The sequence below is a fragment of the Mycobacterium sp. 3-98 genome (genome assembly GCF_035918355.1).
Classification (GTDB): domain Bacteria; phylum Actinomycetota; class Actinomycetes; order Mycobacteriales; family Mycobacteriaceae; genus Mycobacterium; species Mycobacterium intracellulare.
This window is the reverse complement of the sequence record NZ_CP142360.1, coordinates 3,634,602-3,648,402: the sequence shown is the minus strand read 5'-3', so window position 1 is coordinate 3,648,402 and position 13,801 is coordinate 3,634,602. Positions and strand designations below refer to the sequence as shown.

15 protein-coding genes are annotated in these 13,801 nt (G+C 65.6%); 8 read left to right on the top strand and 7 right to left on the bottom strand.

Annotated elements, in window-relative coordinates; translation table 11 throughout:
• Window positions 1–2: 2 nt before the first annotated feature.
• Entirely contained in the window at window positions 3–1,313 is a 1,311-nt protein-coding gene (locus QGN30_RS17250) for a cytochrome P450 (RefSeq protein ID WP_009952236.1), read from the bottom strand.
• 120 nt (window positions 1,314–1,433) lie between these two features.
• On the opposite strand from QGN30_RS17250, the gene QGN30_RS17245 reads away from it, so the two are divergent.
• Window positions 1,434–2,099 carry a TetR/AcrR family transcriptional regulator gene (locus tag QGN30_RS17245; RefSeq protein WP_009952237.1) on the top strand — a complete coding sequence of 222 codons (666 nt, stop codon included), beginning with the start codon at window positions 1,434–1,436 and terminating at the stop codon, window positions 2,097–2,099.
• Between the two features lie 260 nt (window positions 2,100–2,359).
• Here QGN30_RS17245 and QGN30_RS17240 read toward each other — a convergent pair whose 3' ends face one another.
• Complete coding sequence (locus QGN30_RS17240) at window positions 2,360–2,944, bottom strand: TetR/AcrR family transcriptional regulator (RefSeq protein ID WP_014382338.1); 585 nt, start codon at window positions 2,942–2,944, stop codon at window positions 2,360–2,362.
• A gap of 85 nt (window positions 2,945–3,029) precedes the next feature.
• Here QGN30_RS17240 and QGN30_RS17235 point away from each other — a divergent pair, with 85 nt between their 5' ends.
• Together QGN30_RS17235 and QGN30_RS17230 are read left to right on the top strand one after the other, a co-directional pair.
• On the top strand, window positions 3,030–3,431 hold the full coding sequence (locus QGN30_RS17235; protein WP_008255802.1) for a nitroreductase family deazaflavin-dependent oxidoreductase: 402 nt from the start codon (window positions 3,030–3,032) through the stop codon (window positions 3,429–3,431).
• A gap of 2 nt (window positions 3,432–3,433) precedes the next feature.
• Window positions 3,434–4,087, top strand: coding sequence for a carboxymuconolactone decarboxylase family protein (locus QGN30_RS17230; protein ID WP_014382339.1), 654 nt, complete (start codon window positions 3,434–3,436; stop codon window positions 4,085–4,087).
• Between the two features lie 10 nt (window positions 4,088–4,097).
• Here QGN30_RS17230 and QGN30_RS17225 read toward each other — a convergent pair whose 3' ends face one another.
• The gene (locus QGN30_RS17225; protein ID WP_248923611.1) at window positions 4,098–5,483 is read right to left on the bottom strand and encodes an FAD-binding oxidoreductase; all 1,386 of its coding nucleotides are present in this window, start codon (window positions 5,481–5,483) and stop codon (window positions 4,098–4,100) included.
• 187 nt (window positions 5,484–5,670) lie between these two features.
• Here QGN30_RS17225 and QGN30_RS17220 point away from each other — a divergent pair, with 187 nt between their 5' ends.
• Window positions 5,671–7,152, top strand: a complete 1,482-nt coding sequence (locus QGN30_RS17220) for a serine/threonine-protein kinase (protein WP_136245273.1) — start codon at window positions 5,671–5,673, stop codon at window positions 7,150–7,152.
• 73 nt (window positions 7,153–7,225) lie between these two features.
• On the opposite strand, the gene QGN30_RS17215 is transcribed toward QGN30_RS17220, so the two are convergent.
• Complete coding sequence (locus tag QGN30_RS17215) at window positions 7,226–7,717, bottom strand: DUF1707 domain-containing protein (protein ID WP_136245272.1); 492 nt, start codon at window positions 7,715–7,717, stop codon at window positions 7,226–7,228.
• A 68-nt stretch (window positions 7,718–7,785) separates the two neighbouring features.
• On the opposite strand from QGN30_RS17215, the gene QGN30_RS17210 reads away from it, so the two are divergent.
• On the top strand, window positions 7,786–8,382 hold the full coding sequence (locus tag QGN30_RS17210) for a TetR/AcrR family transcriptional regulator (RefSeq protein WP_136245306.1): 597 nt from the start codon (window positions 7,786–7,788) through the stop codon (window positions 8,380–8,382).
• Window positions 8,383–8,386: 4 nt separating this feature from the next.
• On the opposite strand, the gene QGN30_RS17205 is transcribed toward QGN30_RS17210, so the two are convergent.
• Window positions 8,387–9,655, bottom strand: coding sequence for a cytochrome P450 (locus QGN30_RS17205; protein ID WP_248923612.1), 1,269 nt, complete (start codon window positions 9,653–9,655; stop codon window positions 8,387–8,389).
• A gap of 159 nt (window positions 9,656–9,814) precedes the next feature.
• Between QGN30_RS17205 and QGN30_RS17200 the strand changes: the two genes are divergently transcribed.
• Both QGN30_RS17200 and QGN30_RS17195 read left to right on the top strand, forming a co-directional pair.
• Window positions 9,815–10,267: a VOC family protein gene (locus QGN30_RS17200; RefSeq protein WP_095562639.1), complete on the top strand. Its 453-nt coding sequence runs from the start codon at window positions 9,815–9,817 to the stop codon at window positions 10,265–10,267.
• A gap of 265 nt (window positions 10,268–10,532) precedes the next feature.
• Entirely contained in the window at window positions 10,533–10,763 is a 231-nt protein-coding gene (locus QGN30_RS17195) for a hypothetical protein (protein WP_095562640.1), read from the top strand.
• 6 nt (window positions 10,764–10,769) lie between these two features.
• Here QGN30_RS17195 and QGN30_RS17190 read toward each other — a convergent pair whose 3' ends face one another.
• The gene (locus QGN30_RS17190; RefSeq protein WP_248923672.1) at window positions 10,770–11,138 is read right to left on the bottom strand and encodes a very short patch repair endonuclease; all 369 of its coding nucleotides are present in this window, start codon (window positions 11,136–11,138) and stop codon (window positions 10,770–10,772) included.
• Window positions 11,139–11,296: 158 nt separating this feature from the next.
• On the opposite strand from QGN30_RS17190, the gene QGN30_RS17185 reads away from it, so the two are divergent.
• Window positions 11,297–13,042 (top strand): DNA cytosine methyltransferase, encoded by a 1,746-nt coding sequence (locus QGN30_RS17185; RefSeq protein ID WP_232517827.1) that lies wholly within the window; start codon window positions 11,297–11,299, stop codon window positions 13,040–13,042.
• Here QGN30_RS17185 and QGN30_RS17180 read toward each other — a convergent pair.
• The gene (locus QGN30_RS17180; RefSeq protein ID WP_157742828.1) at window positions 13,008–13,538 is read right to left on the bottom strand and encodes a hypothetical protein; all 531 of its coding nucleotides are present in this window, start codon (window positions 13,536–13,538) and stop codon (window positions 13,008–13,010) included. The two genes, QGN30_RS17185 and QGN30_RS17180, sit on opposite strands and share 35 nt — an antisense overlap.
• Between the last annotated feature and the right edge of the window lie 263 nt (window positions 13,539–13,801).

Below are 13,801 nucleotides of genomic sequence, written 5' to 3'. Positions count from 1 at the left end.
GTTTAGACGGGAAGTTTGGCGGAAGTCGCTCTGCGACCGCCTAGTTGGGCCGGCAGCCGGGTGTATCCGTGCAAGTTGATCAGCCCTCGCGGTTGTGGGGGAGCCGTCAGGCGCAGATCGGGAAAACTCTCGAACAGTGCGCGCAGGGCGGTCGCTCCTTCGATGCGGGCCAGGGCGGCACCGAGGCAGGCGTGGATGCCGGATGCGAACGCGAGGTGGTCGCGCGCGTTGGCCCGGGTGATATCGAAAGTCGTTGGATCGGTGAACACCTTCGGATCACGGTTGGCGCCGCCGAGGAACAGTCCGACCATGTCGCCCGACGCGATGTGGGCCCCGGCGATTTCGACGTCGCAGTTCGGGGTGCGCGCGGTCATCTGAACCGGACTGGCGAACCGCAGGATCTCCTCGACCGCGGAGGGCCAAAGGTCCGGATTGTCGTGCAGCAGCGCCAACTGCTCGGGGTGCTGCAGCAACAGCACGATGCCGTTGCCGATCAGGTTCACCGTCGTCTCGAAGCCCGCGCCGACGATCAGCGCGGCGTTGGCAGTGAGTTCGCGGTCGGTCAGCGAGCCGTCGGCGGCCATGCGGCCGAACGGATTGTCGCTCTTCTGGCCGGCGCGCAGTCTGTGGAGGTGCTCGAGCAGGTAATCGTCGGCGCCGCGCAGCCCGTCGATGGCGTCGCGGTAGGTCTTCCAGTCGATCCCGATGTCCAGCAGCGGGGAACCGCTGCGGCCCCACCCCAGCATGCGCGGATACGAATCACGCGGCAGGCCAAGGATTTCGGCGATAATAGCGACCGGCAGTTGCATCGCGAAGTCGGCGATCAAATCGGGCTGCGGTGTGGCGGCGATGCGCTCGATCAACTCCATCGTCACTTCGGCGACTCGGGTGTCCAGTGAGTCGATCGCGCGCGGGGTGAAGCTTTGTGCCACCAGTTGCCGGTAGCGGGTGTGATCGGGCGGATTCACGATCACCATCGCGGGTGGTTCGACCGGGTTGGCCACGCCGGGGTCGGTTTTGGCGATGAGCGCCTTCAGCGGGCGGGGCAATTCCATCTCGCTGGGCGCGGTGACACCAAAGCGCTTGTCCCGCAGAATTTGTCGACACACGGCATGGTCGACACTGGCCCACACGTACGGGGAGCGCACCACGCGTCCACGCGCCCGGATCTGCTCCATCAGCGCATAGCGGTCATCGGCCGTTCCGCTGCGCAGCAGCCGCGCCAGGGGGTCGCCGCGGCGGGCCTGAACGGCGAAGTACGCCCGCGGCACGCCGTGCATGGCCGCCCACCGGGCCCTGAGTCCGACACGCATACGGATCCCTCCCGGAATATCAACCCCGCTTGCACCCTGCGATACAATGAGACCCTAAATGTCTCGCATGTTCCGATCGCTACGATACGACGACCGCGACGAGCGGGCAAGGAGGGATTCGTGACCTCGACGCGAACGGCGGAGTTCGTGCGGCGACTCACCGAGCCCGATCCCGTCGTGCTGGCGCAGGTCGACAACCCCGACGAGATCACCGCCCGCATCCTGGCCGCCATCGCCGAACAGGCCGAGCTGGTGGGGATGCGCCGGACCACCATGGAAGATGTCGCGCGGCGCAGCGGCGTCGGGCGCGCCACCCTGTATCGGCGGTTCCCGACCAAGGCGGCGCTCGTCGATGCCGTCGTGCTGGCCGAGGCGCGCCGCTTCCTCGAGGGCGACGCGCAGGCCTGGGCGCGTGGCGCGACACTTGAAGAGCGCATGGTCTACAGCACGCTGTTCTCGGTGACGTTCATGCGCGAACACGCCTTGCTCAAGAAGCTGCTCCGCACCGAGCCCGAAACGATTCTGCCCAGCCTGACCATCGACGCGGGCGCCATTCTCGACTTCGCCACCGCGCACGCCATGGGGCTGCTGCGCGCCGCGCTCTACGGCACGTCGAAAACCACGGCGGCTCAGGAGCGCCACCTGCGCACCGTCGCCGAACTGCACACCCGGCTGACGCTGTCATTCATCGTCACCCCGCACACCGGCATCAACCTGGCCACCATTGACGACACCCGCACCTACGTGCGCAACTACCTGATGCCGATGGTCACCGGGCCGAGCTAGTCGGCTGCCGTTGACCGGGGCGAGTCACATGCGCCACTTTCGTCTCTCCGCGAGACGGCATATCTTTTGCCCACCTCCGAGCGACAAACGCGATGCGCGGCAGTGTGTTGTCGCTCGGAGGTGGGCACTTCGTATGGTCGTCCGGACCGCGGTGGCACCGGAATACCGCCCGGCGTCGCACCGGAATACCGCCCGGCGTCGCACCGGAATACCGCCCCGCGTCGGCCCCGGATCACCGGCCCGCGACGTCCCGAGGTCGCCTAACCCCGCGGCGTGAGATGGGCGGTGACGATCGGGGTGACCCGCGCGATGAGTTCGTCCACTGGAGCGGACGCGATCGGTTCGACCTGCAGGACGTGGCGCAAGTAGGCGATGCCCAGGAGTTGGCCCATGGCCAGATCGACACGCAGTTGCGCATCCGATCCCGTCAGCAGTTTGGCCATCTGCGGATACAGCTGGCCCTGAATGAACTGACGCACCAGCGCGGCCGACTCGTCGTGGGTGGCGGCGCCCCGCAGGATTGCCAGTAGGGAAGCGCGCGAGTCCGGCCGCTCCCATGCTTCGAAGAACACCCGCGTCAGGCGCGCGCCGATTTCCTCGCGATCGCCGCCGGCGATGCGCGCGCTGACCTCGGCCGGGTCGAACGGCCACCCCATGGTGGACCGGAACAGCTCGGCCTTGCTGCCGAAATAGTGCCGGATCAGCGCGGGGTCGACGCCGGCGCCGGCGGCGATGTCGCGAACCGAGGTCTTGTCGTATCCCGACTCGGCGAACAGCCGTCGAGCGGTCGCCACGATGTCGTTCCGGGTGTCGGGGTTGCCCGGGCGTCGTCCAATGGGGGGCACAATCCAGAAATTCTACAGTCGTTGACTTCCGGATGCTGCAGCGTTAGCCTGGATCCATAAATTCCCCAAGTGAGGAGTTAAGGAGATGCCAGCACCGCGATGGGTTGCCCGGGCCAACAAAATCGGCCTCAATCGGTTCACCAAGTACATCGCCCCGTGGGCGCCGGGATGGGCAATCGTCGTCCATCGCGGACGCAAATCGGGGCGCACCTTCCGCACCCCGCTGTGGGCTTTCCGCCGCCACAACGGATTTGTGATCGCGCTGACATACGGCCCCGAAACCGATTGGGTGCGCAACGTTCTCGCCGCGGGGGGCTGCGAACTGCAGACCCGGCGCCGGCGGTATCAGCTCGGCGCCCCGGTCGTGTTCCGCGACGAGGACGCCACCGACATGCCGGCGTTCATCCGGTTCATGCTGCGCAAGGTGATCAAGGCGCCGGAGTTCCTCCGCCTCGACATCGTGAGCCAATTAGCAACGGCGCGTTGACGATGGACCTACCGAGCAGCCCGCTGGGGGAACTGGATCCGCAATTCGAGAAGCTCGGACTGGAGGTGGCCGCGTTCACGTTCGGGCTGCCGGGGACGAGCGTTCGCGAAAAGCTGCTGCAGACCGTGACGCTCGACATCTGCCGCGCCCATCTGGGCCTGGCCTTCCGGATGCACGTCACGGCGGCGACGATGCACGGTCTTACCTACGCCGAATTGTTGGCCGCGATCCGGTTCGTCGCCCCGTACTCGGGTTATCCCGCGGCGGCGGACGCGCTGGCCCGTCTCACCGAGATCGCGGCCGAGATCGGATTGGACACAAGCGATCTCGGTGAACAGCCGGAGCCCGGCGCGGTGAACGACGCCGCGGGGCGCCTCGATATCGCCGACGAATGGACCGCCGAATTCGTCGACTGTCAGCTGTCCCGGGCGTGGTCGGAGGACCTGTTGAGCGGGCGCGAGCGCGCCATCATGGCGCTGACCTCCGATGTCGGCCAGCAGGATCTCGACGAGTCGATGCGCCGCCACGTCGAACTCGCGCTCGACGCCGGTCTCAGCGCCGACGACGTCCGTGCCGTGATTCGCTTCTGCGCCGAGTACGGCATCGGGCGCGCCGCGGCGGCCCTGCGGGCGCTTGACGACGTGTTAGTCGGCTAGGGCGTCTGGCTTACGCGTCGCCCGAAGCGAACACGACGTCGGGGTTGAGGATCCCGGCCGGGTCGAAGCCGGCCTTGATGCGGCGCATCAGGTCCACCTTGACGGGATCCTCGAGCTCGACGAAGTACGGGGCCTTGGCGCGGCCGAGTCCGTGCTCGCCGGAGATCGCTCCACCCAATTCCATTGCCAGCGCGAAGATGTCGGTCAACAGCTTCTTCCGCGTCGCGGGGTCCGGGCAGAAGATGGCCAGGTGCACGTTGCCGTCGCCGGCGTGCCCGCAGCCCGCCGCGGCGCCGCCGGCCGCCGCCGCCAATTCGCGTGCGGCGGACAGGAACTTCGGCATCGCGCCGCGCGGCACGACGGCGTCGATGAGGTCGTCGGCGTTGAGCGCCTTGAGCGTCCAAAACGCCTTCTCGCGTGCCTCGATCAGCTTGCGCGCCGCGCCGCCGTCGAGCACATAGGCGTCGACGGCACCCAGCTCGGCGAGCAGCTCACCCGTCGTCTCGACATCCTCGTCCAGCCGATCCACGGTCCGGTTCTCAAGCGCCACAACGAGATAGGCCTGGCAGCTGTCGCGGACGTCGTCGGGAACACCGAGCTCCAGGTTCTGGGTATGGACCAGCGCGGCCATCGTCACGTTGTCGATGTACTCCAGGATGTAGGGCGCCAGGCCGCTGGCGAGGATCTTCGGCACCGCCTGCATGACCTGGTCGAAGTCGGCGAACGGCGCGAGCACGGTGGCGCTGTGGTCCAGGCGCGGATGCAGCTTGACGATCACCTCGGTGGCCAGCGCCAGGGTGCCCTCGGAGCCGACGATGAGCTGGGTCAGGTCGTAGCCGGTGGAGACCTTGGCGATCTTGCCGCCGGTGCGGATGATCTCGCCGGTGGGCAGCGCGGCCTGCAGCCCGAGCACGTTGTGGCGGGCGATGCCGTATTTGACCGCGCGCATGCCGCCGGCGTTGGTGCCGACGTTGCCGCCGACGCTGGAGGACAGCTCGCCGGGGTGGACCATGTACCGCAGCCCCGTGCCGGCGGTCGCGGCGTCCAGTTCGGTGAGCGTCACGCCGGGCTGGACGACGGCGACCTGGTTGGTGACGTCGACCTCGAGCACGGCGTTCATGCGCTCGAACGAGATCAGCAGGCCGTCGGCGCGGGGGATCGCCGCGCCCGACAGGCCGGTTCCCGAGCCGCGGGCCGTCACCGGCACGTGGTTCTCCGTGGCGGCCTTGAGCAGTTGTGCCACCTCGTCGGCGGTCGCGGGCTTGGCCAGGTACGCGGGTCGTTGCGGTGCCTTGGTCAGCACCTCGTCGTGTGCGTAGTCGTCAGAGATGGTGTCGCCCGTTAGGATGTGGTGCGCGCCGACGATCGTCGCGAACCGCGTTGTCATGTCGGTCATCGAAGGCCCACCTTCTCCCGTCGGACAGCCACTCACTGTATCGGGGTGTGGGGGACGGCGGCGCACCGTAGTTGCGGGCGGCGCTGCTGTGCGGTTGCGACACGCGTGAGCCTGCGCACGTTATGTCGACGCCCGATTCGGGAACACGCGGGCTGGACTGTCTTCGACGTTGCGAAAGGATTGCACAGTGGCCTCCTCGTCCCGCGGTTCGCGGCTCGGTACCCGGTTCGGGCCGTACGAGCTGCGATCACTGATCGGCGCCGGGGGACTGGGCGAGGTCTATCGGGCCTACGACACGGTTAAGGACCGGATGGTCGCGCTCAAGCTATTACGTGGCGAGACAGCAGCGGACCCTGGCTTCCAGCAACGACTTTGGCGCGAATGCCGCAAGGTGACGCGCCTGCAGGAGCCCCACGTCCTGCCGCTGCATGACTTCGGCGAGATTGACGGGGTGCCGTTTATCGACATGCACCTGGTTGACGACGGGGGCAGCCTCAAGGACCTGCTGCGCGAGCAGGGCGCGCTGGAGCCCTCGCGCGCGGCATCGATCACTGCCCAGGTGGCGCGCGCGTTGGACGCCGCCCACGCCGCCGGGCTGGTGCACCTCGACGTCAAACCCGAAAACATCCTGCTCACCCACGACCACTTCACCTACCTGGCCGACTTCGGCATCGCCGAAGCCGCCGGGGACGAGCAGATTTCGCGCACCTACATGGCGCCCGAGCGATTCACCACCGGCCGCATCGGGTCGCAGACCGACGTCTACTCCTTGGCATGTGTGCTCTACGAGTGCCTCACCGGGCAGCCGCCGTTCGAGACCGAGGACGCGGGGGAGCTGAAGAGCGCGCACCTGCTGTCGCCGGCGCCGAGGCCCAGCATCATGCGCCGCGGCGTCGGCCGGGACTACGACGACATCATCACCCGAGGCATGGCCAAACAGCGCACGGCGCGATTTGATTCGGCCAGCGCATTGGCCCGGGCCGCCAGCGAAGCGGTGTTCGCGGCGTACGAGCCGGTTTCCGTTGGGGCCGGCCAGCTCCCGCTCCCGCGCACCCGTCCGTTCCCGGCGGTGGCGCTTCCGGATACCGGCCCCGACGGCGACGCCCCCGAGCCGCCCCCTGCGTCGCCGCGGCCGGCGCGCCGACTGGTGGTAGGCCACGCGCCGCTCGTGGTGACAGCGGTGGCGACGGTGCTGCTGATCGTCGGCCTGGTGTTGTCGGTGAAATCCGTTGTCGGCACTCATCACAACAGTTCGGCCTCCCCGGGGCCGTCGTCAGCGCGAGCGGCCGCACCTCCCGCGCCGGTGAGCTCGCCGCCACCGCTGACGCCGACGTTGTCGCGTCCGGTGAAGGGCGCCGACGGGCTCGGGTTCGTCGGCGAGACGGCCCGCTGCGACCCGGGCAACCCGCCGGCCGCCGTGGTACGCACCGCCAAATCGCTGGCGGTGGTCTGTCAAAACCTCAGCGGGACTTACTATTACCGCGGTGAGCGGATCCGCGATGGCGCCCACATCGAGCTTTCCAACGCCAAGCCCGTCGAGGACGGATTCGACGTCACCAATCCGGTCGACGGCGTCGTCTACGAGGTCCGCCCGCACCGGCTGCGGATCATCAGCTACGGGCACGTCGATTCGTCGGAACCCGTCCTGCAGTACGCGACGGCGTCGTAATCACTGGGAAGGCAACGTCTTCGGAATACCCGGCCATGCCAACGCGGCGGGAGCCACATGTCTTTCGAACGCGCTAGCGGATGTGGTAGCGGTTTGCGCACGATCCCGGTGCAAGCACGGCCGAAAGCATTGGTTGCCAACGGCTCCGCTTGAGGCGCGGCGTCGACACGGCGTGGCTGGCGAGCCCGATTCCCGCGCCCAGGATGGGCCAGATCGGCCAGAAGTAGGTGGCGTCGGTCGTCAGGGCGATCGCCGCCCAGACAGTGAGCACGACGACGACCATGGCCAGGTACGCGGCGAGATGGGCGCGCAGTCCGCGACGGGCCGCGGCGACACGGGCGGCGCGCCGGCGGGGATCGTGGCGCCGGATGCGATCGACCGGCAGGTCGGCGAGCAGTTCGCGGAGTTCGTGGTCGGTCTGCGTCTGGAAAGCGGCTTGTAGCCGTCGGTCGTACTCGTCGATCTGCAGGTAGCCCTGGGCGAGGGCCTGGCCGAGCAGGTCGGCCGTGCGCTCCCGGTCGCGGGTGCCGGCGAGCGTGGATGTGGTGTCAAGCAGATTCGTCATGTCGTCTCCTTGGTCGCCGATGTGAATGCCATTAACATAGACTTAATGTTAATGTCGTCAACATGGCTGTGAAGCGGTCGACTGTGCGCCGGCGCGAGAGCTATCACCACGGTGATCTCAAGCGCGCGCTCACCAGCGCGGCGCTGTCGCTGGTGGCCGAGAAGGGGCCGAAAGGGTTCACCCTCACGGAGGCGGCGCGCCGCGCCGGGGTCAGCGCCGCGGCGCCGTACCGGCACTTCGCCGACAAGGCCGAGTTGCTGGCCTCCGTCGCCGAACAGGGATTCCGTGACCTGCACGCCGAGTTGGCCGCGGCGGCCGAGCGCGTGTCGGATCCGAAGGAACGGGTGACGGAGCTCGGGCGGGCCTACGTGCGGTGGGCCATCGCCCATCCCGATCACTATCAGGTGATGTTCGGGGCGTCGCTGAAGGCTGAGCAGGGCCTTGCGATAGCCGGCGAGCAGGCGTTCGGGGACCTGTTCGACGCGATCACCCGGTGCCAGGAGGCCGGGATCGTCGCGGCTCAGGATCCCCGCGAGGTGGCCGGGCCGCTCTGGTCGCTGGTGCATGGCATCGCGTCGCTGGCCATCGGCGGCCACCTGCGCGCGGTGGGCATTACCCAGGCTCCCGAGGAACTCGTGGAGGGTGTTGTCGCTCAAGCGCTTTGAGTGATCACCACGGCCGTTCTGTTTCCCGGCTGGGTCCCCGGGTGAAGGTGACCGGGAGCTTGCCCAGCCCGGTCATGCTCGGGTTGCCCAGGTATTGGTGGACGTTTTCAACGTCGACCTGATAGTCGGGGATGCGGTCGAGGACGGCCTTGACCATCACTGCCGACATCAGCCGGGCGAGATGCGATCCGATGCAGCGGTGCGGGCCCAGCCCGAACGCGACGTGGCGGTTGGGCGCGCGGTCGAGGATGATCTCGTCGGGCCGGTCGAACTCGGTTTCGTCGTGGTTGGCCGAGAGCCAGCTGAGGACGACCCGGTCGTTCTTTCTCAGGCATTGGCCGCCGAGGACGACGTCGTGAGTGACTGTGCGGCTGAGGGTTTGGTTGACCGAGAAGTAGCGCAGGAATTCGTCGGTGGCGGTGCGGTAGAGCTCGGGATGGTCGATGAGTTGCTGTCTGAGGTCGGGGTGAGTGCCCAGGTGCCTTAGCGTCAGTGCGGTTTGCGAGGTGGTGGTGTCGACGCCGCCGCCGATGAGGTTCCACAGGATGTTGAGCAGCTGCTCGTCGGTGAGGCGGTGGCCGTCGAATTCGAAGTGCAGCAGGAAGCTGGTCAGGTCGTCTTCGGGGTTGCTGCGTCTGGCCGTGGCGAATTCGATGACTTCTTGCATCATGGCGGGGACTTTGGCGATCGCGTCGGCGTACTCGTCGCTGTCTTGGGGGACGGCCATGACGGAGTGAAAGAGGTTGGCGTACAAGTGCCAATTGTCGTAGGGCAGGCCCATCAGCTTCATGGTCAGGATGGCCGGGACCGGGCTGGCGTAGTCGAGCACCAGGTCCATCTGTCCAGTTGTGATGTGTTGGTCGAGGAACCAGTGCGCGGACTGCTCCATGAACGGCTTGAGTTTCTCGACGGCGCCGGGGGAGAAGAACGGGGCCAGCGCGTGGCGGAGGGCTTGGTGGTAGGGGCCGTCGACCTCGCCGATGCCCAGGGCCGGCTGGCCGTCGGGGCGCGGGACGCCCATCTCGCCCTGATAGTCGACGCCGTCGGGCGCGTTGGGTTCGTATTTGTGGGCGAAGGTGTCGCCGTCACGGGCCGTGTGGCTGACGGCGTCGTAGCTGCTGAGGTACCAGAAGCCGTCATAGTTCTCGTTCCAGGCGACCGGACATCGTTGCCGCAGTTCAGCATTGACGGCCAGCTCGTTGAGGTTGAACGCGTCGGAATGATGGTCGAAGTCGACGGTGGCGTCGGGCCGGACCTTCGGGCGTGTGACCATCGAAAAGCTCTCCCACGGAAGCGGTCTGCTTAGTTGGCGGTGACGGGCGCTTATTGGTTTATCTTTGCATTATTACGCTTTCGCGTGGCGTGGAGAAGCTTGGTTATAGCGCGGTAGCGATTGCATTCGTCAGGGGTCTGACTTGCTGCGGAGGTTGGGTTGAGTAGTCATCGAACGGTTTTCAATCACGTTGGGTTGTGCGTCACGGATCGCGAGCGGTCGCGCCGCTTCTACGAGGGCCTGCTGGGGTTCCAGTTCTGGTGGGAGCTCGACCCGCCCGACGGTGCGACGTCCCAGCTGGTCGGGCTGCCCGAGCCGCTCGGCGTGCACGCGACCTATCTGGTGCGCGACGGGTTCGTGCTCGAACTCATGGACTACTCGAAGCGTCAGGTTCATGCCGGCTCGGAGCGGGTGATGGACCAGATCGGCCTGACGCACATCTCGTTCTCGGTGTCGGATCTTCCTGGCGTGCTGGCTCAGGTGGCCGAGTTCGGGGGAGCGGTGGTCGATTCGTCAGTGTCCGCCGGGGCGGCGATGATTCGGGATCCCGATGGGCAGTTGCTCGAGTTGCTTTCGGATGGGTGGTTGAGGGCGTTACCTGCGCGGCCGTAACGTGGCGAGCTCCGCTCCGCAGTCTCGCAGTCGCGTCGCGATACGTCGAAGGGGTCAGGAGTTCGCAGATGGTTGTTGAATAGACGCACGGTTGTCGGGTCGCTGATGGTGTACTCCGGCTGTTTCGAATCCTGCCGGGGGCACCAAGCGGTTACGCAGTTCAGACGCCATTTTTGGCCTTGTCGCGAGTGCGCCGTGCAACAACCGGACGACTCGTGTCTTGCCTCCGGCGGTCGCCAGCTAACGCGCGATTTGAGGAGGTCAAATGGGCGGAGACCAGCTCTTGTTCAGCGGGACGCGGAAACTCACGCCGGGCGGCCACCCGGGCGCCGGCATCACGGTCCACTCGCGCGGCGACGGGATCATCGTGCGCATCACAGACCAGGAAGGCACCTGGTACGAGGTCTTCCTCGACACGACCGCGACGACGAACCTGGTCGAGACGCTGACCGACGACCCGACCTCGTGGGGCTGGCGGCCGCAGTCGCCAGTGTAGGAGGCGTCAACCTCGCACAGCGGCGATGATTGTTTCCACCGCCGCCTGCGGGGACTCGTGCTCCCAAACCCGTATGACTCTCCAACCGAGTTCAGTCAAATGGGCAGTGGTTGCGGCGTCCCGTTCCCGATTCTTCAGCAGCTTTGTACTCCACGCGGTCGCGTTGAAGGTGGGCCGGTTGCCATGATCCGGACAACCGTGCCAGAAGCAGCCGTCGACGAACACCGCAACTTTCCGCCTCGTGAACGCGACGTCGATGGTGCGTCGGGGAAGCTCGGGAACCCTCAGTCCGACTCGATAGCGCAAGCCGTGCGCGTGGAGCAGGCGTCGGATTTCAAGTTCGGGTCGCGTGCCCAAGCGCGGTTGACGCGCCATCCTCGATCGGACTGCTTCGGACATGGGCGCTGGAAAGCGCATGGATGAAGCATAGGTAATCGGGCCGCGTAGTGGGTTCGCGAGCCGCGTCGCGGGCAGGATCTGTCAGGGCTCGGCGATACTCTGTGGATCAATTCCTAGGAGGTCGAGACTTGACGGTGTCAGATGATCGGAAGCTTCGAGTTGTTGACCTTTTCTGCGGGCCTGGCGGGATATCTGAGGGCCTCCGGCAAGCTGGCTGCGACACCGTTTTTGCGCTGGACTACGACAAGCAAGCCGTCGAGACGTTCGGTGCCAACCATCCCGAAGCTGTGGTTGTCCACGACGACATCCGAAACCTTGACCCGTCGACATTGCCTGAATGCGACATCGTCGTCGGCGGACCGCCCTGCATCGAGTTCTCGACCTCTAAGGGCTCTCGCGGAAACATTCTGGAAGGGCTCGAACTCGTCCAGGCGTACCTGCGCATCGTCCACTACGTGAAACCAAAGTGGTGGATCATGGAGAACGTTCCGCGCGTGACGAAGTTCTTGCCCGATGTGATTCCACTTTCTTGGATAGGGCTAGATGAAGACGGGACGCTGAGGATTCCAGTACGGAACGTATTCAACGCTGCCGAATATGGGGTGCCTCAGCGCCGCAAGCGATTCCTGATGGGTTGCTACCCAGTGCCGCAGCCCACCCATTCAATTAGTAAGCAGTCCGAAGTGAGCTTGACGGACAGCGATCTGCCGACTGCACCAACGCTTGGCGATATCCTCAAGTCTCTTCCGAGCGCCACGAAAAATGCGCAGAAGCGCAGTTACGTTGATCCGAACTATGGGTTCGAATTGGCGACCAAGGATTTGACTGACCAGTTTCACGAGACGTGGATTGACGATCGCGAAGCACAGCGACTCCGCGGACTGAAACTCAATCATCCCTACATGGGGAAGATGTCGTTTCCCGATGACCTCACGTCACCCGCTCGGACAGTCGTGGCAACCCAGCTGGGACGCGAAACGCTGGTGATCGAAGACGGTGGCCGCTTCCGTCGCCCAACTGTGCGGGAGGTCGCGACTCTTCAAAGCTTTCCGTTCACCTACCAGTTTTTTGGTTCCGCTTCGGCAAGGTATCGACTCGTCGGCGACGCGGTTCCGCCGCTACTCGGGTTCGCGATTGGAAGGCTTATCCGCGACGAAGGTGGATTGCCGCCGATTGATGCGCCGGTGGGCGCGACCGCTGCCGCGATCAAGCGGGCACCTGCACTGCCTCCGCTACCTGATCGAACAGCCAAAAGAGCCCAGAACAAGCCCGACCGCAAGTTCGCGCAGATGCTGCCTGGCAAAGAGGTTCGCGGCTGTAGAGCCGAATTAGATAACCGTGGCGACCCAGCTGGCACCGGCGTGATTGTCCGGTGGAGAGCGGTGCTTCACGTGGGTGAGGGATCGACACGCCAAGAGATGGAGGTCGACACGGTTGTGGCGACGAGAGCTCTAACGGCGTTCTACAACGAGCCCGAATTCGCGCAACTCATCGTCGAATTGCTCCATGACGTCGATAAGTTCTTGTCCGACACGCCTATTGAGGTGACGGCGCTTCAGACCGCTTGGGTTGACGCTGATACCGATGGCGGTCCAGACAGTTTGGTGGATCAACTGAATTCCCTCGTCGACAAGTGGCTGCCTCGTTCGAGATGGTCGAATCTGCGCAGGACCACCACGTCGTTGCCCATCCTCAAACCGACGGGAATTCGTGTGCGCGTCGCAGTTGGCCTGTTGCTTGCGGCGAGGGTTGCCGAGTTAGCAGGCCGCGTCGAGTCGCCCACAGACTTGCTACTCCTCGATCGCTGGCAATCGGCGGTCGATCAGGAGGGCTCGGGCCCGGCTGCTAAATCAACGACCGACCGTCTGTCCCTTTTTTGATCCGAGGTGCCGCGAAGTCCTCATGATCGTGCTCGACCGCGTAGATGGCCAGCGCTAGGTCGGGAAGATCGTAGAGCGGCAGGTATTGCTCCAGCTCCTCGAAGTTTCCGATCCGGTCGGTCAAGTATTTCGCCAGACTCCTCGTCGGCAGAATGAGAATCCCCCCGAGACAGTCGCCGCCAGTCTGAGCAAGCCTCAGGCGGTTCATCGATCGATGGCTCGACGAGATATTGCCCGTCTCCCACTCGAGCCCGACATAGCCATTTGGATAGGTCTTGACCGCATCGAGCTTCAATTGGTTGCTCGCGACCCTCCACCCATCGAGCGCTAACGCCGCTAGAAACCCCTGATGAATCGGCTTGACCCCATTGCCTTCGTCGCGCTTCTTGCCTGACTGAGGATGGATAGTGAAATCGTCTGCTCCCTCCGGCCAGACGACCCTACCGATCGCCGTTTCGACCTCTCGAAGCGCCTGCTTCCAGATGGGCCCAGTCACTCTCTGCCCGAGCAGTACCCGCCTTACAATCTTCAATCCACTTGGCCTTCCGAACGCTGATCGTCCGGAAGGCTACGGGTTGCGTGCCGAAATTCCCAGTTCCCTCACGCTGCGCTAGGGGCCAAAAGTTCCAGACGCCGGCGTCACCAAAGAGCCGATGCCAACCGGGGGGCGATGTGCCCATGGGGGAGGGGCACCTGCCCTGGGGCGCCGGGCAGGGTCGGGCCGGCACGGGCTGTGTCCGCTCAGCCCGTCCGGCTCCC